We start from the raw sequence: 19,106 nt of genomic DNA, 5'->3' as shown, positions 1-19,106 counted from the left end.
CTCGGCGCCCGGCCGGCTAGGTGCGACTCCCTGCCAGCAGCAGGTCGACGGCCCGGTCGACGACGTCGGCCCAGCGGTGGCCTCCGGGGTCGTTGCTGACCTGTTGCGTCGCCAGACCGGTGAGCATCGCCGTCCAGAGGTCCAGCGCCACCGGGTCGGTGACCCCGACGGCCTGCAGGGCCCGCGACAGCTCGGTGAGCACCTCGCCGGCCAGGGCGTAGGACACCTGTGACGGGACGAACGACGGGATCACCGGCAGGAACAGCAGCTGGAGCCGCGCCGAGTCGGCCACGGCGAAGTCGAAGAAGACTCGCGCTCCCGCGCGCAGCCGCTCCTCGTCGGCCAGGTCCTCGACGAGCAGGGACTGGTAGGCCGCCCGCAGCTCGCGATAGCCCTGGGCGTACATCTCGTCGTACAACGCGTTCTTGCTCGCGAAGTAGACGTACAGCGACGGTGCCCGCATCCCGACCTGCGTCCCGAGATCCCGCAGGCCCCAGCCGGCGAGGCCGCGCTCGCGAGAGAGCTGCCAGGCAGCGTCGACGATGGCGCGCCGGATGCGCTCGCGCCGCTCGTCCCGGGTGGGGGCTGAGCGCTCGGCGGGCTCGGCGGGCTTGGCGGGATGGGCGGGCTGGGCGGGCTGGGTGGGCTGGGCGGGCTGGGTGGGCTGCACCCTTGACACGGTACCGGCGCGGCGCGACTCTTGCCTAACGCTGTTAGGGAATGGAGCCAGGATGACCACGGCCACGAGCGACGTCTCGCAGATCTCGCCGATCACCAGGAGCAGTGATGCGGCTCCGGTCGCGCTGGCCGCCTACGACCAGCTGCTCACCCTGCTGCGCTCGCTGGACGCCGAGGAGTGGCAGGCGGTCACGGACTGCCCCGGCTGGTCCGTCGCGGACGTGGTGGGGCACCTGATCGGCGCTGCGGAGGCCAACGCGTCCCTGCGCCAGAACCTGCGCCAGCAGGCCTGGGGCGGCCGCCACCGCAAGGAGCACTCCGACAACCCGCTCGACGCCGTCAACGCGTTGCAGGTCAGCGAGCATCGCCGCCTCACCCCGGCCGAGCGCGTGAGCAGGCTGACGGCGCTCGCCCCGCGAGCGGTCGCCGGCCGCATGCGGCTCCCGCGGCCGCTGCGCCGGGTCAGCGTCCCCATCGCCCAGTCGGGCTCGTCGGCCGGCATGCCACCGCGGCTGCAGCTCGGGCACCTCGTCGACGTCGTCTACACGCGCGACGTGTGGATGCACAGCCACGACATCGCCCGTGCGACCGGCCGCAGACTCGATCGCTGCGCCCCGGTGAACGCCCGGATCGTCGCCGACGTCGTCCGGGAGTGGGCACGCCGGCACGGGCAGCCGGTGGACCTCACGCTGACCGGGCCGGACGGCGGCCGCTTCGTCGTCGGTGCCGAGGGGGAGCGGATCGAGCTCGACGCCGTCGAGTTCTGCCGTGCCCTCTCTGGCCGGGCCCCGGCACCGGGTCTGCTCGGTCACCTCGTCATCTTCTGAGCCCAACGCCGCTCAGTCGCTGGCGTCGACCTCCGCCACGTCGGCGATGTGCGGCACCGCCCACGGCTCGCCGGGGGAGTGCTCGAGGCGCACGACCTCGACCACGGTCTGCGCGGGGATCACGCCGTACACGTGGGGGTACGGACCGTCGTCCGCTCCCGGCACGTCCTCCCACAACACCTGCGCGCCCTCGTGTTCGAGCCGGTCGAGGTCGATCACCAGCACGTCCACGGCGGGGACGTCGGCGTAGAAGCGGTCGAGCACCCCGGGCAGCTGCTGCAACGTCGAGGCGTGGATGAACCCCTCGTCGACGAGCGTGCGGCCGCGGGTCGAGACGTCGTAGCTGCCGTCGAGTCGCGCCCGCGACCAGTCATCGGGCAGAGCGGCGTGCAGGATGCGCATGCACCGAACGGTACGCGCGGGGCGACGTCCCTCACCGCTCGATACCCTGAACCCGATGAGCGACGACCCGCGCACCTTCCGCCCGAACATGATCCGCGCCAACACCGTGCTGCCCGCGCGACGCGAGGACATCGAGCTGCACACCGCCGACGGGCTCACCCTCGTCGGTGAGCTGGCACTGCCTGAGCACAACGACCCCGTCGCCACGCTCGTCACGCTCCACCCGCTGCCGACCCACGGCGGCTTCATGGACTCGCACGTGTACCGCAAGGCCTCCTACCGGTTGCCGGCGCTGGCGGACATCGCGGTGCTCCGGTTCAACACCCGCGGCACCTCGAGCCCGCGCGGCACCAGCGAGGGCGCGTTCGACGGCGCGGACGCCGAGCGCTACGACGTCGCGGCGGCCATCGAGCTGGCGGAGTTCCGCGAGCTGCCGCGCCCCTGGCTCGTCGGCTGGAGCTTCGGCACCGACCTCGCGCTCATGCACGGCTGCGACCCTGCGGTCGAGGGCGCGATCCTGCTGAGCCCTCCGCTGCGCTACTCCGCGCCCGAGGACCTGCAGCGGTGGGCCGACTCGGGCAAGCCGGTCGTGGCGCTGGTGCCCGAGCTCGACGACTACCTGCGTCCCGACGAGGCGCGGGAGCGGTTCGCGGCCATCCCACAGGCCGAGGTCGTCGCCGTCGAGGGCGGCAAGCACCTGTGGGTGGGGGAGCCGTACGTGCGCCGCGCGCTCGACGAGATCGTCTCCCGCGTGGCCCCCGGTCGGGCGCCGCTCCCGCACACCTGGGACGGCCCCCTCGGCACGGCCCTGCACGCCGACTGAGCCCGGCAGCGGTCAGGTCTGCTGCTGACGCGGCAGCAGCACCTCCTGGTACAGCAGCAGCAGGCCGGCGGCCACGGGGATCGCCATGAGCGCGCCGACGATGCCGAGCAGCGTGCCACCGGCGAGCGCCGCCACCACCGTCACCGCACCGGGCACGGCGACCGTGCGCTGCATGATCCGAGGGGACAGCACGTAGTTCTCCACCTGCTGGTAGATCACGTAGTACACCGCCACGATGAGCGCCGCCGTCCCGGACTGGAAGAGCGCGACGATCAGCACCAGCACCGCGCCGAGCGTCGCACCCACCATCGGGATGAGGCCGAGGACGCCGACGCTCACGGCGAGCACGGCTGCGTACGGGATCCCGACGATGGTCATCATGATGTAGCTGAAGATGCCGTTGAGGGTCGCCACCGCGATCTGGCCGAGGAAGTAGCCACCGACGCGGCGGCTGATCTCCTCGGACAGGAAGCTCACGCGCTGGCGACGGCTGCGCGGCACCATGCGGTAGACCGAGGCCTTCACCGTCGGCAACGACGCCGTGAAGTACAGCGTGAGCACCAGCACCGTGAAGGCGCTGAACAGTCCGCCCACCACGGCCTTGCCGGCACCGAGTACGCCGCCGAACACCGACGTCCACAGCGACTGGTCGGTGGCGCGCTTGCGCAGCTCCTCCTGCACGCGCGTGATGAGGCCGTACTGCTTGTCGAGGTCGCGCAGGGTGTGGTTCTTCAGCAGGTTGTCGACGAAGTCGGGTGCCTGGTCGAGGAGCTGACCGGCCTCGTTGACCACCGGGGGCACGACGAGCGCGATGATCCCGACGAACACCAGGATCACCCCGAGGAACACCACCGCAGCCGCGTAGCCACGCCGCAACCCGCGCGCCTGCAGCCACTGGACGACCGGGTCGAGCCCGAGCGCCAAGAACAGGGCGACGACGATGAGCAGCAGCACCGACGACAGCTGCGTCACCACGTGCAGCAGCCCCCAGGCGAACAGCACGCCGATAGCGCCGACGAACCCGACGAAGAACGGCGACTGGCGGTTCAGGGGACGCCCAGGACGCCCGAGAGAGGCGGCCGCCTCGGCCGCAGCCTCCTGCTGTCGTTCGCGACGGTCCTCGACGCGCTGCTCGGTCGCGTCGTCCTGCTCTGGGTCGTCCTCGCGGACGCCGGATGGCTCGGTCGTGCTGTCGTCCATGTGGCTCCTCTCGAGGTGGAGCCTAGGGGCTCAGACGTCGCGGAACCGGTTGAGGAGCGGCAGCAGCGCCTCGCGCTTGGCCGTGTCGCGCACCCCGAGTCCCTCCTCCGGGGCCAGACAGAGCACGCCCACCTTGCCCTGGTGGAGGTTCTGGTGGACGTCGTACGCGGCCTGACCGACGTCGTCCAGCGAGTACACGCGCGACAGGGTGGGGTGGATGAGCCCGCGGTTGATGAGGTCGTTGGCCTCCCACGCCTCGCGGTAGTTCGCGAAGTGCGACCCGATGATGCGCTTGAGGTTCATCCACAGATAGCGGTTGTCGTACTCGTGCATGTATCCGGACGTCGACGCGCAGGTGACGATGGTGCCGCCCTTGCGCGCCGCGAACACGCTGGCGCCGAAGGTCTCTCGACCGGGGTGCTCGAAGACGATGTCGACGTCGCGACCACCGGTGAGCTCGCGGATGCGCGCACCGAAGCGGCGCCACTCCTTGGGGTCCTGGGTCGTCTCGTCCTTCCAGAACTTGAAGCCCTCGGCGCGCCGGTCGATGACGAGCTCGGCGCCCATCGCGCGGCAGATGTCGGCCTTGTCGTCGCTCGACACGACGCACACCGGCGTCGCGCCGGCGGCCAGCGCCATCTGCGTGGCGTACGAGCCCAAGCCGCCCGACGCACCCCAGATCAGCACCGTGTCGCCGAGCTTGAGGCCGGCGCCGTTCTTGGAGATCAGCTGCCGGTAGGCGGTGGAGTTCACCAGGCCGGGCGAGGCGGCCTCCTCCCACGACAGGTGGCCGGGCTTCGGCATGAGCTGGTTGGCCTTGACGATCGCCAGGTGCGCGAGGCCGCCGAAGTTCGTCTCGAAGCCCCAGATGCGCTGCTCGGGGTCGAGCATCGTGTCGTTGTGGCCGTCGGGGTGCTCGAGCTCGACCGACAGGCAGTGGGCGACCACCTCCGCCCCCGGCTTCCAGCTGTGCACGCCCGCCCCGGTGCGCAGGACGACGCCCGCGAGGTCCGAACCGACCACGTGGTACGGCAGGTCGTGCCGCTTGGCGAGCGGCGACGTGCGGCCGTAGCGCTCGAGGAACCCGAACGTCGACACCGGCTCGAAGATCGACGTCCACACGGTGTTGTAGTTGATGGCCGAGGCCATCACGGCCACCAGCGCCTCGCCGGGGGCGAGATCGGGCAGCGGAACCTCCTCGACGTGCAGGCTCTTGCGTGGGTCCTTCTCCGCGGACGGCACGCCGTCGAACATGTCGACGTCGTCCTTGTGCACCGTGACGGCGCGGTAGTGGTCGGGCAGCTCGAGGGCGGCGAAGCCCTCGGGGCTGGTGTCGCCGGCGGTGATGGCGTCCAGGATCTGCTGCGAGGCGTCGTTCACGGCGGTCCTCCAGGGGCTGGCCGGGGCGGGCTGCGCACGGCTCGGTCGCGAGATGGTGCCTGAGGTGCCCCGAGGTTACTGACGAGTCACCTCCAGCGGGAGGCCCAGAACGCCCGTTGTGATCGACGACACGGCCCTGCCCCGACGACTTGTGACGAGCTTGCGACCCTTCTCGCCGCGGGAAGGGTCGGAAAGTCGTCACAAGTGGAGAGTCAGTGGGCGGCGGCGGGCTCCACGAGCTCGACGAGAACGCCACCGGCGTCCTTGGGGTGCACGAAGTTGACCCGGCTGCCCGCCGTGCCGCGGCGGGGCTCGTCGTACAGCAGCCGCAGCCCGCGCTCGCGCAACGTGGCGCTCACCGCGGCGACGTCGGCCACGCGGTAGGCGACCTGCTGGATCCCGGGGCCGTTGCGGTCGAGGAACTTCGCGATGGTCGAGTCCGGTGTGAGGGGGGCGAGCAGCTGCACGCACGAGCCGGAGTCGCCGACCGCCATCATCGCCTCGCGCACGCCCTGCTCCTCGTTGACCTCCTCGTGCTGCAGCTGCAGTCCGAGGCTGTCGCGGTAGAACGCGATGGCGGCGTCGAGGTCGGCGACGGCGACGCCGACGTGGTCGATGGCGGTGAACAGCGGGTCGGGCGTGGTCGTCATGCGTGGCAGGTTAGGCGTCACCGCGGCTCGCGGCACGGCCGTGCCGGCGTGATGACGGCCACGTCGCGAGGGCGGCGGTGGTGGTCCTAGGCTGGACGGCGGACCGACACCGGCGTCCGTCCCGTGATCTTCGGAGGTTCCCGTGCCTGCACAGCCCGATGCCCGTACATCCGTCATCGTCGGTGGGGCCCGGACGCCGATGGGCCGCCTGCTCGGGTCGCTGTCCGGGTTCAGCGCCGCCGATCTCGGCGGGTTCGCCATCAAGGGCGCCCTGGACAAGTCCGGGGTCGCCCCCGAGCAGGTGCAGTACGTGATCATGGGTCAGGTGCTCACCGCCGGGGCGGGCCAGATCCCCGCCCGTCAGGCCGCAGCGAAGGCGGGCATCCCCATGACCGTCCCGGCGCTGACCATCAACAAGGTGTGCCTCAGCGGCATCGACGCCATCGCGCTGGCCGACCAGCTGATCCGCGCGGGCGAGTTCGACGTCGTGGTCGCCGGCGGCCAGGAGTCGATGAGCCAGGCGCCGCACCTGCTGCCCAAGTCGCGTGAGGGTTACAAGTACGGCGACGTCACGGTGCGCGACCACATGGCCTACGACGGCCTGTGGGACGCCTTCACCGACCAGGCCATGGGCAACCTCACCGAGTCGGCCAACACCGCCGACAACGAGTTCACCCGCGAGGAGCAGGACGCCTTCAGCGCCCGCAGCCACCAGCTGGCTGCCCAGGCCTGGAAGAACGGCGTCTTCGACGACGAGGTCGTCGCGGTCGAGATCCCGCAGCGCAAGGGCGACCCGATCGTCTTCAAGGACGACGAGGGCGTGCGCGCCGACACCACCGTGGAGTCGCTGTCGCGCCTGCGTCCGGCGTTCCGCAAGGACGGCACCATCACGGCCGGCTCGGCCAGCCAGATCTCGGACGGCGCCGCCGCGGTGGTCGTGATGAGCAAGGCCAAGGCCGAGGAGCTGGGCCTCACGTGGATCGCGGAGATCGGCGCGCACGGCGTCGTCGCCGGGCCCGACTCGACGTTGCAGAGCCAGCCGGCGCGCGCCATCACGGTGGCGTGCGAGAAGGAGGGCATCGCGCCGTCCGACCTCGACCTCGTCGAGATCAACGAGGCGTTCGCGGCCGTCGGCCTGGCCTCGACGCGCGAGCTCGGCCTCGACGCCGACATCGTCAACGTCAACGGCGGCGCGATCGCCATGGGCCACCCGATCGGCATGTCCGGCGCCCGCATCGCGCTGCACCTCGCGCTCGAGCTCAAGCGGCGCGGCGGGGGAGTCGGCGCGGCCGCCCTGTGCGGTGGTGGCGGCCAGGGGGACGCGCTGATCGTGCGCGTCCCGAAGGCCTGACGCCCGGCGTGGCCCGCGCCGTCGACGTCCCCTCGCTGGTCGAGCAGGCTCGCGAGGGGCGTCCGCGTGCCGTCGCGCGCCTGATCTCACTCGTCGAGGACGCCCATCCCGCGCTGCGCGAGGTGATGGCCGCGCTCGCGCCTCACACCGGGAACGCTCACGTCATCGGGATCACCGGCAGCCCGGGCGTGGGCAAGTCGACGTCGACGTCGGCACTGGTGAAGGCGTTGCGGCACAGGGACCTTCGCGTCGGCGTGCTGGCCGTCGACCCGTCGTCACCCTTCTCGGGCGGCGCCCTGCTGGGCGACCGGGTGCGCATGCAGGACCACGCGCTCGACCCCGGCGTGTACATCCGCTCGATGGCCAGCCGGGGCCACCTCGGCGGCCTGTCGTGGGCCACGCCTCAGGCGCTGCGCGTGCTCGACGCCGCTGGCTGCGACGTCGTGCTCGTGGAGACCGTGGGTGTCGGGCAGAGCGAGGTCGAGATCGCCGGCATGGCCGACACCACGCTCGTGCTGCTGGCGCCCGGGATGGGTGACGGCATCCAGGCCGCCAAGGCCGGCATCCTCGAGGTGGGCGACGTCTTCGTCGTCAACAAGGCCGACCGCGACGGCGCCGACACCACGGTGCGCGACATCCGGCACATGATCTCCCTCGCCGAGGCGCGCTCGCCGGGCGACTGGCGGCCGTCGGTCGTCAAGACCGTCGCCGCCCGCGAGGAGGGGATCGACGACCTGCTCGCCGCCATCGACAAGCACCGGGACTGGCTGGAGTCCACCGGCCACCTGCGCGAGCGCCGGCTGCGGCGCGCCGCCGACGAGGTGGAGGCGATCGCCATGGTGGTGCTGCGCGAGCGGATGGGTGACCTGCGGCACGGCACCGGCCTCGACGCGCTCGCGGCCGACGTCGTCGACGGTCGCACCGACCCCTACGCCGCGGCCGACACCCTCGTGGACGCCGTCACCGCCTGAGGGCCGAGGGACCAGGAGCTTGCTCCTGCAAAGGGTGAGGCGCAGAGGCCGCGACCCGGCGTAGGGTCGGCGCCGTGACGACACTCGGGGTGGATGCAGCACGTCCGCTACCGGCCGGTGAGGACACCACGATCCAGGTCGAGGGCCTGGTGAAGCGCTACGGCGACCTGGTCGCCGTCGACGGTGTGTCCTTCGAGGTCCGGCGCGGTGAGTTCTTCGGGATTCTCGGGCCCAACGGCGCGGGCAAGACGACGACGCTCGAGATGGTCGAGGGCCTGCGCGAGCCGGACGCCGGCTCCGTGCGCCTGCTCGGCGAGTCGCCGTGGCCGCGCAACCCGCGCCTGCTGCCGCGCATGGGCGTGCAGCTGCAGGCGTCGGCGTTCTTCGAGAAGCTCACGGCGCGCGAGCAGCTCGAGACCTTCGGGTCGCTCTACGGCGTCGACCGCCAGCGCATCGACGAGATGCTCGATCTCGTGGGTCTCGCCGACAAGGCCACGACGCGCGAGGACAAGCTCTCCGGCGGCCAGCGCCAGCGCCTGTCGATCGCCTGCGCGCTGGTGCACGACCCCGAGCTGGTGTTCTTCGACGAGCCGACGGCCGCGCTCGACCCGCAGGCCCGCCGCAACCTGTGGGACGTCCTGCGCGAGATCCAGTCCCGCGGCACCACGGTCGTCTACACCACGCACTACCTCGACGAGGCCGAGATCCTCTGCGACCGCGTGGCCATCATGGACGCCGGCCGCATCCTGGCGATGGACACCCCGGCCGCCCTGGTGCGCGACCTGCACGCCGACACCCGCGTGGCCCTGCCCGACGGCGTCCTCAGCGAGGCCGAAGCCCGCTCGATGCCGGGCGCCGACGTCGTGATGGCAGGGGAGGGGGAGCTCGTGATGTCGACCAAGCGCCCCGCCGTCCTGCTCCAGGCCTTGGCCGAGCGCGACCGCCTCGACGGCGTCAGCGTGCGCACGGCCACCCTCGAGGACGTCTTCCTGCACCTCACTGGACGGGAGTACCGCGCATGAGCACCACGCTGCGAAGCGAGCCGCAGCAGGCGGCCGCAGCCCGCCGGCAGTACTCGGCCTCGGGCTGGTCGTCGTTCACGACGCTCGCGCGGGCCATGCTGCGCAGCTTCTTCCGCGACCGCATGGCGCTGTTCTTCACCTTCTTCTTCCCGCTGATGTTCCTCGTGGTGTTCGGTCTGGTGTTCAACAACCAGGGTTCGAGCCCCACGACCATCGGCGTCGTGGGCGACGGCGCCCTGGTGCAGCAGCTGCCGTCGAGCGTCCTGAAGGCCAAGCGGTATCCCACGCTCGACGCCGGGATCGCGGCCGTCCGCAACGGCGACGTGCCGGCGGTCGTCGCGCAGGAGGGTGACCGGCTGGTGCTGCGCTACGCGCAGAGCGACCCGGTGAAGGCCGCCACGGTGCAGGGGATCCTCGGCGCGGTGGTCGACCGCGCGAACGTCGCGGCCACCGGCCAGCCACCGAAGCTCACGCTCGACGCCAGCCGCGTCGAGGACGACTCGCTGAAGCCCATCCAGTTCATCACCGGCGGCATCCTGTCGTGGGGCGTGGCGACGTCCGCCGCGTTCGGCGCGGCGCTCACGATCGTGAGCTGGCGGCGCAAGCAGCTGCTGCGCCGCGTGCGCCTCTCACCCGCGCCCGTGTGGTCGGTGGTGGCCGCACGCGTGGGCGTCAGCGTCGTCGTCGCCTTCGTGCAGGCGGCGCTGTACATCGCGATCGCGCTCACGCCGCCGTTCGGGCTGCAGCTCGCCGGCAGCTGGTGGCTCGCCGCGCCGCTGCTGCTGTGCGGAACTCTGGCCTTCCTGTCGATCGGGCTGTTCGTCGGCTCGGTGGCCAAGACCGATGAGGCCGCTAGCGCGATGGCCAACTTCATCGTGCTGCCGATGGCCTTCCTGTCGGGCACCTTCTTCGACATCTCGGCCGCCCCCAGCTGGCTGCAGGCGGTGAGCAACCTGCTCCCGTTGCGGCACATGAACGACGCCATGATCGACGTGCTGGCGCGCGGGCAGGGCTTCAGCCAGATCATCACGCCGTGCCTGATCCTGCTCGGCTTCGCGCTGGTGCTCACGGCCCTCGGCGCACGGCTGTTCCGGTGGGACGACGCGTGATGGGCCGGCGTGAGGGCTAGCGTGGCAGCATGCTGATCGCCTTCTCCGTCGCTCCCTCCGGCACCGGTGACTCGGTGTCCGCCGCCGTCGCCGACGCCGTGCGCGTCGTCCGCGAGTCCGGGCTGCCGAACCGCACCGACTCGATGTTCACCACCATCGAGGGTGAGTGGGACGAGTGCCTGGACGTCGTCAAGCGGGCCTGTGAGGCCGTCGGCCGCCACGGCGAGCGCGTCTCGCTGGTGCTCAAGGCCGACATCCGCCCTGGCCGCACCGGCGAGATGCAGGCCAAGCTCGACCGGCTCGAGGCGGCGATCACGCACGCCGACCACGACTGACTGAGCATGACGGCATACGACGTCCGCTCCGCGCGGCTGGAGGACGCCGATGGGTTCGGGCGCGTGCACATCCAGGTCTGGCGCGAGGCCTACGCCGGGCTCATGCCGGCCGACTTCCTCGCCGGGCTGTCGCCTGAGCGCTCGAGCGCGTGGTTCGCGCAGCGGTGCGAGGAGCCGTCGGACGCCGTGACCCTGGTGGCGACCGCCGACGGCGAGCTGGTGGGCTTCGCCGGCGCCGGGCCCTCGCGCGACGAGCCGGCGGAGCCGGCGCACGAGCTCTACTTCATCAACATCTTGGCCGCCCACCACGGCACCGGGCTCGCCGACCGGCTGTTCACCGACACGCTCGCGGCTGCGGGCATCGACGGCCCGGTGAGCCTGTGGGTGCTGCGGGGCAACGACCGGGCCTGCGCGTTCTACACCCGCCACGGCTTCGCGCCCGACGGCCGCGAGAAGCCGCACCCGGGCACGGGCACGATCGAGGAGCGGTGGGTCAGGCCGGGGCCACGAACGGGTCACGATGCCGTCACGAAGGCGCCGCCGACGGCGGGCGACTGAGGCCGACTCACTAGGTTGGCCCGGTGACGGGACTGACGACGGCCCGGCTGCGGTCCCAGCCGGGCCAGGCCGTCCTGGTGGGGGCGCTCTCGGGCGTGCTGGCGCTGACGGCCGTGCTCGGCCTCGCCTACGCCCGGGCGGTGGGGGAGTCCGTGCAGCGCACGCTGCTGCGCGAGGCCCCAGCCGCAGCGCGGGGCGTGAGCATGACCGTCGAGGGCGCGGAACCGGCGAGCCCGTCCGAGCTGCTGCAGCGACTGCAGCCGCAGGTCGACCGGCCCACGTGGTCGACGCCGCTCACGCTCGTCGCGGCCAACGGGCTCGTCGGGCCGAGCGAGCGCCGGGTGCTGGTGCCGGTGATCGCCCGCGACGGCGCCTGCGCCCACGTCCACGTGGCCGAGGGCTCGTGCCCCTCGGCCGCCAGGGAGGTAATGGTCTCGCGCGCCACGGCGGCGGCGGCCGGCCTGCGGGTCGGGCAACGCCTCGACGTCGACGACGCCTCCGTCACCAGCGGAGCCAGCCGTCCCGGGCTCACCGGGCTGCGCGTGGTCGGCGTCTACGACCAGGTGCGCGACGTCGACACGTTCTGGTTCGGACGCAGGCTGGCCGCCGGCGCGCCCGGCTCGAGCGACATCACCGCCGGCGAGGCCGTGCTGGTCGACGCCTCGACGCTGCAGGCCGGCACCTGGCAGTCGGTGGCGGTCAGCGTCGACGTCCCGCTCAATGTGCGACGACTGACGATGGAACGTGTACCCACGGCGCGGGCCGATCTCGCGGCGCTGCAGCGCACGGGGTCGGCTCTCGGGGCACGCAGCAGCAGCCAGCTCGGTGCCTTGCTCGACCAGGCGGCCGCGCAGCGTGAGCGGGCCTCGACGCCGTTGCCCCTGCTGGCGCTGCAAGGCGTGCTCCTGGCGCTCGTGGTGCTGGGCTACGTCGCGGCGGCGACCACCGAGCAGCGGCGTCCGGAGGTGGCGCTGGCGCGGCTGCGCGGCCAGCTGCCCGCGAGGGCGGCGCGCATGCTCGTGCGCGACCTCGGCGCCGTCGTCCTGGCCGGTTGCGTGGTGGGCGGGGTGGTCGGCTGGCTGCTCGCCCGGGTGGCCGCGCGGGTCTGGCTCGAGCCGGGTGTGCCCGTACCCCTGCAGTGGCCGCTGGGCGTCGCGGTGCTGGGGTGCGCGCTCATGGCGCTCGTGGCCGTGACGGTGACCGCGGTGCCGACGGTGCGCGAACCACTCGTGTCGTTGCTGCGCAGCGTGCCTCCGCGCAGCAACGCGCTACGCGCCGGGGTGGCCGACGGAGCCGTGGTGGCGCTGAGCGTGGCCGGTCTCGTGACGCTGCTCAGTGAGAGCGCCGACTCGCCCACCGCGCTCATCGCACCCGGGCTGCTCGCACTGGCCGGAGGCCTGCTGCTCTCGCAGGTCGTCGTGCCGGTGGCCGGGGCGGCGGGCAGGCGTCTGCTGGCGTCAGGCCGCATCTCCAGCGCCCTGGCCTGCCTGGCGGTCTCGCGTCGACCCGCGTTGCGCCGCCTGGTGGCCATCGAGACCGTCGCCGTGGCCCTGCTGGTGTTCGCCGCGGCGGCGACCGCCGTGGGTGCGCACCAGCGAGAGGTCGCGGCAGAGCGCAGCGTCGGCGCGCCCGTGGTGCTCACGGTGGGTGCCGCCGCGCCCCGGGCGCTGGAGCGGGCGGTCGCGCACGCCGACCCGTCGGGTCGCTACGCCGCCGCGGTGGTGACGGCGCGTCCGGCGTCCGGCACGGGCACCTCCACGGTGGCGGTCGACCCGGCGCGATTCGCCGCCGTCGCCCTCTGGGACGACAGCGGGCAGCCAGGCGCAGGCGCCCGCGACCTCGACGCCCTCACCGCCTCGGGCGCCGCACCGGTGGAGCTCAGCGGGCGCCGGCTGGCGCTCGACGCGTCGTTCGCGTGGTCGCCCTACACCCCGGGCGCCGACCAGGCCGGCCCGGGCGCCGCGCCCACCGAAGGGGTGCTGAAGCCGGTGCACCTGGTGGCCACGGTGGTCGACGACGCGGGCCTGCTGCACGACGTCGACCTGGGCGCGCTGCCCACCGGCACGCATCAGCTCACGGCCGACGTGCCGTGCACCGAGGGGTGTCGGCTGCGCGCCGTGGCCCTCGTGCGCGCCGACAGCGACAACGGCACGGCCGTGCTCGACCTGGTGCTGCGCCGGGCCACGATCGACGGACGGCCGGTCGACCTGCGGGCAGGCGACCGCGGATGGGCGCCGGTCGGGTTCGTCGAGGAGCCGAAGGTCGACGCCGTCGGGGGCTTGCACGCCACCGCCCACAGCTTCGGGGCGACCCTGCTGCTGCATCGTCTGGACGTCCCCGTCACGCTGCCGGCGCTGACGACCGCCGGCGTCAGCGCCTCGTCCTACGGCGTCGCCGACCCCTCGGCGGAGCCCGACGAGCTGGTCAGCGCCCCGGCCCTGGCCGGCTCAGACCAACCCCTGCGCCGGGTCGACACCGTCAGCCGGGTGCCCGGCGTGCCCGACCCGGCCGTGCTCGTCGCGTTACCGCTCGCGGGCGAGCTCGACGGCGCGCTGTCGCCGTACGCCACGGCGCAGGTCTGGCTCGCCGATGACGACCCGCGCCGCGAGGCGGCCCTCGTGGGCGCCCTGTCAGCCGCCGGCCTGCCGGTGCTCGACCGCGTCACCGTCGCCGACGTCGCTGACGCCGCCGGGGCCCGTGGGCCGGCCCTGTCGCTGCACCTGGCAACCGTCGTGGGCGTCGTGGCGCTCCTGCTCGCCGCGAGCGTGCTGGCGGTGGCGGTCGCCACCAGCGGACGGGTCCGTGCGCACGACCTCGCCGGGCTGCGCGTCGTGGGCGTGCCTGCCGCGACCGTGCGTCGGGCGGCCGTCCGCGAGCAGCTGGCCGTGGCGGTCGCCGGGCTGGTCGCCGGTGCCGTGCTCGGCGCCGCGGGGGCTGCGTTGACGCTGTCGCGCGGTGGCGTCGACCGCGCGCTGCCCCGCCCCGACCTGGCATCGGGGGTGCCGTCGGTGGTCGTCGCGCTCGCGGTGAGCGTCGTCGTCCTGACCGGGGTCTGCTCTGCGCTGGGCGCGCGCCTCGGGCGGCTGGCCCAGCCCAGCGTGCTGCGCGAGGGTGCGCGATGAGGCACCCCGGCGGACGCGGCCGCTTCGTCGGCCTGCGCTTGGCGCTGCGCGGGATCGCCTACCGCCGCCTCACCGCTGTCGTCGTGCTGGTGCTCGCGGTCGTCGCCGCGACGGCGGCCGTCGTCGCGCCGCTGTACTCCCGTGCGGCCGAGGAGTCGATCGCGCGCGGCACGCTCGCGCGCTCGGACGTCTTCGCCCGGGCCGTGCACGCCGACGTGTCGGCCAACGCGGCCCGGGTGGCGCTCCCGGCGAGCGGCACGATCGACAGCCTGCAGCGTCGGCTCAAGCCGCCGGTGTTCGGCACGCCCCGGCTCTCGTCGACCACCGAGTCGATGGTCGACCCCACGGCCGGGCCCCAGGCCGGCGGTCAGGTGGAGGTGCCGCTGCTCGACCGCGAGGGCCTGTGCGACCACCTCGTGATGTCGTCCGGGCGCTGCCCCACCCGCCCTGACGAGGCCGCGCTGACCACGCGCAGCATGAAGCTGCTCGGCCTGCACCTGGGCTCGACGTTCTCCGCGTCCCTGGTCGACGTCCAGCGCGCAGACGGTTCGCAGCAGGTCGCCCACCTCACGGTGGTCGGCACCGCCGAGCCGTTCGACCTCGATGACGACTACTGGGTCGGCCGGCCGATGTTCCGCTACTACCCGATCTCGCGGCCCAGCGGGCTGAGCGAGCTGCCGCCGCTCACCGACGCGGTCTGGCTCGGCCCCGGGGCGGCCAAGGCCCTCGGCGTGCAGTCGTACAGCGTCGACGTGCCGGTCGACGGCCACGCCGTCGGGCTCGACGACGGCCCGCGCGTCGCCGCCGCCGTGGGCGCCGTCACCACCGACCTCGGAAAGGTCGCGGTGGCGGTGACGAGCCAGCTCCCGACGCTCATCGAGGGGTCGAATCGCCGCAGCGACGTCGTCCGCGTGGCCGCACCGCTCGCTGCCTTCCAGCTCGTGCTGCTCGCCTGGGTGATCCTCGCCCACGTGGTCGGGTCAGCCACGCAGGAGCGGGCCCCCGAGCTCGGGCTGGCCAAGCTGCGGGGCCTGACGCCGCCGCGCACCGTGCGCTTCGGGCTGGGCGAGGTGAGCGTCCTGCTGCTGCTCTCGGCCCCCATCGGCACGCTGCTGGGCTGGTGGGTCGTGCACCTCGTGGCCGACCACCTGCTGGAGCCAGGGATCGAGCTGCGGGTGACCCCGACCGTCATCGCGTCGGTGCTGCTGGGAGTCGTCGGTGGCCTGGCCGCCGCTGCGGTGGCCGCGCGGTCGGTGGCCCGCGGCCACGTCTCCGACCTGCTGCGCCGGGTGCCGGGCGCGGGTCGCGGACGCCGAGCCGGGGCCGTCGAGGGCATCGTGCTGGCGCTCGTGGCCGCCGGCGTCGTGCAGCTCGCCGTCTCGCGCGGGTCGACGCCGGGACCGGTCGCCTCAGCGGCTCCCGGCATGATCGCGCTCGGGGGCGCGCTGCTGGCCGCCCGCGCCCTGCGCTGGCTGTCGCGGCGCCGGGCCGCTCGAGCGCTCGACCGCGGGCACCCCGGCGCGCTCGTCGGCTGGGCCGGCGTCGCGCGGCGCGCCGGCACCGCCCGGACGACGGGCGTGCTGACGGCGGCCCTGTGCCTGCTGCTCGTCGGCGTCCAGGCCTGGACCGTCGCGGCGCGGGAGCGGCAGGTGCGGGCCCTCGCCGAGACCGGGGCGCCCGTCGTGCTGTCGGTGCGAGCGCCCGAGCCCGGACGCGTGCTCGAGGCCGTCCGGGCCGCCGACCCAGGCGGCCGCTACGCCATGGCGGTGATGGAGCTGGCCGGCAGCAACACCGCCTCGCGAGCCTTCGCCGTCGACGCGGAGCGCGCCGACGCGGTGCTGGGCTTCTCCGGCCGCGGCCCGTCGGACGTCGCCGCCGTGCTGCGCCCGCGCCTTCCCGCGTCGTTCGTCCTGCGGCCGGGGCCGGTGACGGCCGACGTCAGCGTGCTGTCGGTCGAGTCGGTCACCCCGATGGTGCTGTCGGTGACGGTGGAGGCGGCGTCCGGCTGGCAGGAGGTCGACCTGGGCGCGCTGCGCGTCGGCGAGCGAACCTACCGCGGCACCGTGCCGAGCAGCTGCGCCGCTGGGTGCCGGCTGGTCGGCCTCGCGGTGCGGCACGCGGGCACCGACATCACGACCGGCCGAGCGAGCCTGAAGGTGCGCTCGATCAGCGCCTCGACGGGGGGAGCGCCGGGACGGCTCGACGCCCAGCTCGAGCGGGCCGACGCCTGGCGTCCGGCGGTGCCGGACGCCGGTGGCGCCTCGTCGACGGTCACGCCCGGCCGCGCACTGGCCGTGCAGGTGAGCACCCCGGGCGGGTTCCCGGCGCGGGTGATCCACGGTGACGCACCCGACCCGCTGCCCGCGCTGACGGGCGCCGGCGCGGCCGTGCGCGACGGTCGGGTCGCGATCACCGGTGCCGACGGCGGCCCGGTGAGCGTGCGGCGCGCCGGGACGGCGCCGTTCGTGCCAGGTCTCGGCCGCACCGGCGTCGTCATCGACCTCGACCTCGCGCTGCGGTCGGTGCCCACGGCCTCGTCCGACAGCCTGCAGGTCTGGCTCGGTCGCGACGACCCCGCGGCCGAGCGCACCCTCACGAGCCGGCTGGCGGCGTCCGGGGTGCAGGTGACCGACCGGGCGTCGGCCCAGCAGGCGCTCGAGGTGCTGAACCGCGAGGGGGCGGTGCTGGCGCTGCTGCTGTTTCTCGCCTGCGGTGCCGTGGCGGTGCTCGTCGCCCTCGGCGCGGTGCTGGTGGCCGCGTTCGTCGGCTCACGCCAGCGGGCGGGGGAGGTGGCTGCGTTGCGCGCCGTGGGCGTCCGGCGTCCGGTGCTGCGGCGCGCCATGCTGGTGGAGAACCTCGCAGGCGTCGGGGTCGCGGTGGTGTGTGCCGTCGTGGCGGCGACGGTGACGGTGCTCGTGGTGCTGCCCGTGCTGCCGCTGGCCGACGAGAGCTCCGAGGTGATCGCCGCCAGCACCGCGCCCGCCCTCGTGGCCGGTGCGTGGTCGGTGGTCGGGGTGTCGGTGCTGCTCGCGGTCGTGGCGGTGCTGCTCGCCTCGGCCCAGCTACGAGGAGGATCGGTGGATCGGATCAGGGAGGCGGGCCGATGAGCGGCCTGGACGTCGCGGCCCACGGGCTCGTGCACATCTACCGGCTCGAGGGCAACGACGTGGTCGCGCTCTCGGGCGTCGACCTCGACATCGCCTCGGGCGAGGTCGTCGGGCTGCTCGGGCCGTCGGGCTCGGGCAAGTCGACGCTGCTCAACCTGCTCGCGGGCCTGCTGCGCCCCAGCGCCGGCCGGCTGCGCGTGGGTGAGCACGACCTCACCCGGCTCGACGAGAAGGGGCTGGCCCGGATGCGGGCCAGCGACGTCGGCATCGTGGTGCAGGGCGCCATGCGCAACCTGCTGCCGTACGCCTCGCCGGTCGACAACGTGCGCTTCGCCCAGCGCGGCGCCCAGGCCCTCGGCCGGGATCTGCCCGACCCGCTCGAGGTGCTCGACCTGGTGGGGCTCGCCGACCACGCGCGCACACCGCTCGACCAGCTGGCACCTGGGCAGCGCCAGCGGCTCGCCGTCGGGGTGGCCCTCGGGGCGCGACCTGGGCTGCTGTTGCTCGACGAGCCCACCAGCCAGCTCGACCACGAGGGACGCGACGAGGTGCTGGCGGCGATCGAGGACGTCAACCGGTTGCTCGGCACGACCGTCGTGGCGGTGACCCACGACCCGCAGGTGGCCGCCCGGCTGCACCGCACGGTGACGATCCGCGACGGGCGGGTCGGCGCCGAGGGACGGCGCGGCGAGGACTTCGCCGTCGTCGGCCGCGACGGGTCGCTCGCGCTGCCGCCCGACGTCCTGGAGGTCGTGCCGCCCGGCTCGCTGCTGCGGGTGGAGCTGCAGGACGACGGCACCGTGCGGCTCGTCCCGCAGACCGACGAGCCGGCTGAGCCGAGCGGACGTCACCGGGCCGCTGAGGAGGTCACCGCATGAGTGAGGTTCGAGCCACCACGGCCGTTGCCGCGCAAGGGCTCTCGGGTCGGTCGATCGCCGTCGCCTTCGACGGTCGCGAGGTGCTTGCCGACGTCGACGTGCAGGTGCGCGCCGGCCAGCTGTTGGCCGTCACCGGGCCGTCCGGCGCGGGCAAGACCACGTTGCTGTGGGCGCTCGCCGGCCTGCGGCTGCCTGACTCCGGGTCCGTCGAGCTGGACGGCGCGCCGCTCACCTCGCGCGATGACGCTTCGGCTCGTGGTGTGGTCATCGTGCCGCAGGGCAACGCGCTCGCGACGGTGCTCACCGCCGGCGAGAACGTCGTCGTCCCTCTGCTGGCGGCCGGTGTCGATCCCGAGCACGCACGGGCGGCGGCGGCCGCCGCGCTGGAGTCGGTGGGCCTCGGCCAGTCGGGGCACCAGCTCGTCGAGGAGCTGTCGGGCGGCCAGCAGCAGCGCGTCGCGGTCGCCCGCGGCCTCGCGCAAGCCGGGCGGGTGCTGCTGGCCGACGAGCCGACGAGCGAGCTCGACGCGGTGAACCGCGCGCGCGTCGTCGAGCTGCTGCGCGGTGAGGCAGAGCGCGGCGCGGTCGTCGTCATGGCCACGCACGATCCCGAGGCAGCGGCCGCGTGCGACGGCGAGCTGCACCTGGACGCCGGTGTGCCGCAGTGGGTCCGGCCGCTGAGCGGCTGAGCCG

The 19,106-nt window shown here is 73.8% G+C and carries 17 protein-coding genes; 12 read left to right on the top strand and 5 right to left on the bottom strand.

Annotated features, from left to right (window positions below; translation table 11 throughout):
* Positions 1–16: 16 nt before the first annotated feature.
* The gene (locus ASD06_RS01020; protein WP_162248020.1) at positions 17–670 is read right to left on the bottom strand and encodes a TetR/AcrR family transcriptional regulator; all 654 of its coding nucleotides are present in this window, start codon (positions 668–670) and stop codon (positions 17–19) included.
* A gap of 61 nt (positions 671–731) precedes the next feature.
* Here ASD06_RS01020 and ASD06_RS01015 point away from each other — a divergent pair, with 61 nt between their 5' ends.
* The gene (locus ASD06_RS01015) at positions 732–1,505 is read left to right on the top strand and encodes a maleylpyruvate isomerase family mycothiol-dependent enzyme (RefSeq protein ID WP_056672041.1); all 774 of its coding nucleotides are present in this window, start codon (positions 732–734) and stop codon (positions 1,503–1,505) included.
* 12 nt (positions 1,506–1,517) lie between these two features.
* Here ASD06_RS01015 and ASD06_RS01010 read toward each other — a convergent pair whose 3' ends face one another.
* Positions 1,518–1,907: a DUF952 domain-containing protein gene (locus ASD06_RS01010; RefSeq protein WP_082537561.1), complete on the bottom strand. Its 390-nt coding sequence runs from the start codon at positions 1,905–1,907 to the stop codon at positions 1,518–1,520.
* A gap of 55 nt (positions 1,908–1,962) precedes the next feature.
* Here ASD06_RS01010 and ASD06_RS01005 point away from each other — a divergent pair, with 55 nt between their 5' ends.
* Positions 1,963–2,730 (top strand): alpha/beta hydrolase, encoded by a 768-nt coding sequence (locus ASD06_RS01005; RefSeq protein ID WP_235502164.1) that lies wholly within the window; start codon positions 1,963–1,965, stop codon positions 2,728–2,730.
* Positions 2,731–2,742: 12 nt separating this feature from the next.
* Here ASD06_RS01005 and ASD06_RS01000 read toward each other — a convergent pair whose 3' ends face one another.
* The 3 genes from ASD06_RS01000 to mce form a co-directional block, all read right to left on the bottom strand.
* Positions 2,743–3,930, bottom strand: a complete 1,188-nt coding sequence (locus tag ASD06_RS01000) for an AI-2E family transporter (protein WP_082537560.1) — start codon at positions 3,928–3,930, stop codon at positions 2,743–2,745.
* A 30-nt stretch (positions 3,931–3,960) separates the two neighbouring features.
* Positions 3,961–5,310: a crotonyl-CoA carboxylase/reductase gene (gene ccrA / locus ASD06_RS00995; RefSeq protein WP_056672038.1), complete on the bottom strand. Its 1,350-nt coding sequence runs from the start codon at positions 5,308–5,310 to the stop codon at positions 3,961–3,963.
* A 212-nt stretch (positions 5,311–5,522) separates the two neighbouring features.
* Positions 5,523–5,960, bottom strand: a complete 438-nt coding sequence (gene mce, locus ASD06_RS00990) for a methylmalonyl-CoA epimerase (protein ID WP_056672031.1) — start codon at positions 5,958–5,960, stop codon at positions 5,523–5,525.
* A 142-nt stretch (positions 5,961–6,102) separates the two neighbouring features.
* Between mce and ASD06_RS00985 the strand changes: the two genes are divergently transcribed.
* The 10 genes from ASD06_RS00985 (at position 6,103) to ASD06_RS00940 (ending at position 19,102) form a co-directional block, all read left to right on the top strand.
* The gene (locus ASD06_RS00985; RefSeq protein ID WP_235502163.1) at positions 6,103–7,311 is read left to right on the top strand and encodes an acetyl-CoA C-acetyltransferase; all 1,209 of its coding nucleotides are present in this window, start codon (positions 6,103–6,105) and stop codon (positions 7,309–7,311) included.
* Positions 7,312–7,319: 8 nt separating this feature from the next.
* Positions 7,320–8,282, top strand: a complete 963-nt coding sequence (gene meaB / locus ASD06_RS00980; protein ID WP_056672025.1) for a methylmalonyl Co-A mutase-associated GTPase MeaB — start codon at positions 7,320–7,322, stop codon at positions 8,280–8,282.
* A gap of 131 nt (positions 8,283–8,413) precedes the next feature.
* Positions 8,414–9,304 (top strand): ABC transporter ATP-binding protein, encoded by an 891-nt coding sequence (locus tag ASD06_RS00975; RefSeq protein WP_056672900.1) that lies wholly within the window; start codon positions 8,414–8,416, stop codon positions 9,302–9,304.
* Positions 9,301–10,413, top strand: coding sequence for an ABC transporter permease (locus ASD06_RS00970; protein WP_082537559.1), 1,113 nt, complete (start codon positions 9,301–9,303; stop codon positions 10,411–10,413). The genes ASD06_RS00975 and ASD06_RS00970 overlap by 4 nt, the downstream gene beginning before the upstream one ends.
* Positions 10,414–10,442: 29 nt before the next feature.
* Entirely contained in the window at positions 10,443–10,748 is a 306-nt protein-coding gene (locus tag ASD06_RS00965) for a thiamine-binding protein (protein WP_056672023.1), read from the top strand.
* 6 nt (positions 10,749–10,754) lie between these two features.
* The gene (locus tag ASD06_RS00960; RefSeq protein ID WP_056672021.1) at positions 10,755–11,306 is read left to right on the top strand and encodes a GNAT family N-acetyltransferase; all 552 of its coding nucleotides are present in this window, start codon (positions 10,755–10,757) and stop codon (positions 11,304–11,306) included.
* Positions 11,307–11,329: 23 nt separating this feature from the next.
* Positions 11,330–14,428, top strand: a complete 3,099-nt coding sequence (locus tag ASD06_RS00955) for an FtsX-like permease family protein (RefSeq protein ID WP_056672019.1) — start codon at positions 11,330–11,332, stop codon at positions 14,426–14,428.
* Positions 14,425–17,535 (top strand): FtsX-like permease family protein, encoded by a 3,111-nt coding sequence (locus ASD06_RS00950; RefSeq protein WP_056672016.1) that lies wholly within the window; start codon positions 14,425–14,427, stop codon positions 17,533–17,535. The genes ASD06_RS00955 and ASD06_RS00950 overlap by 4 nt, the downstream gene beginning before the upstream one ends.
* On the top strand, positions 17,532–18,413 hold the full coding sequence (locus tag ASD06_RS00945) for an ABC transporter ATP-binding protein (RefSeq protein WP_056672013.1): 882 nt from the start codon (positions 17,532–17,534) through the stop codon (positions 18,411–18,413). Before ASD06_RS00950 ends, ASD06_RS00945 begins: the two co-directional genes overlap by 4 nt.
* The gene (locus ASD06_RS00940) at positions 18,410–19,102 is read left to right on the top strand and encodes an ABC transporter ATP-binding protein (RefSeq protein WP_056672010.1); all 693 of its coding nucleotides are present in this window, start codon (positions 18,410–18,412) and stop codon (positions 19,100–19,102) included. The genes ASD06_RS00945 and ASD06_RS00940 overlap by 4 nt, the downstream gene beginning before the upstream one ends.
* The last annotated feature ends 4 nt before the right edge of the window (positions 19,103–19,106 follow it).

The organism is Angustibacter sp. Root456 (assembly GCF_001426435.1).
Taxonomy (GTDB): Bacteria; Actinomycetota; Actinomycetes; order Actinomycetales; family Angustibacteraceae; genus Angustibacter.
The sequence above is the reverse complement of the archived record's forward strand: the minus strand, read 5'-3'. Positions and strand labels throughout refer to the sequence as shown.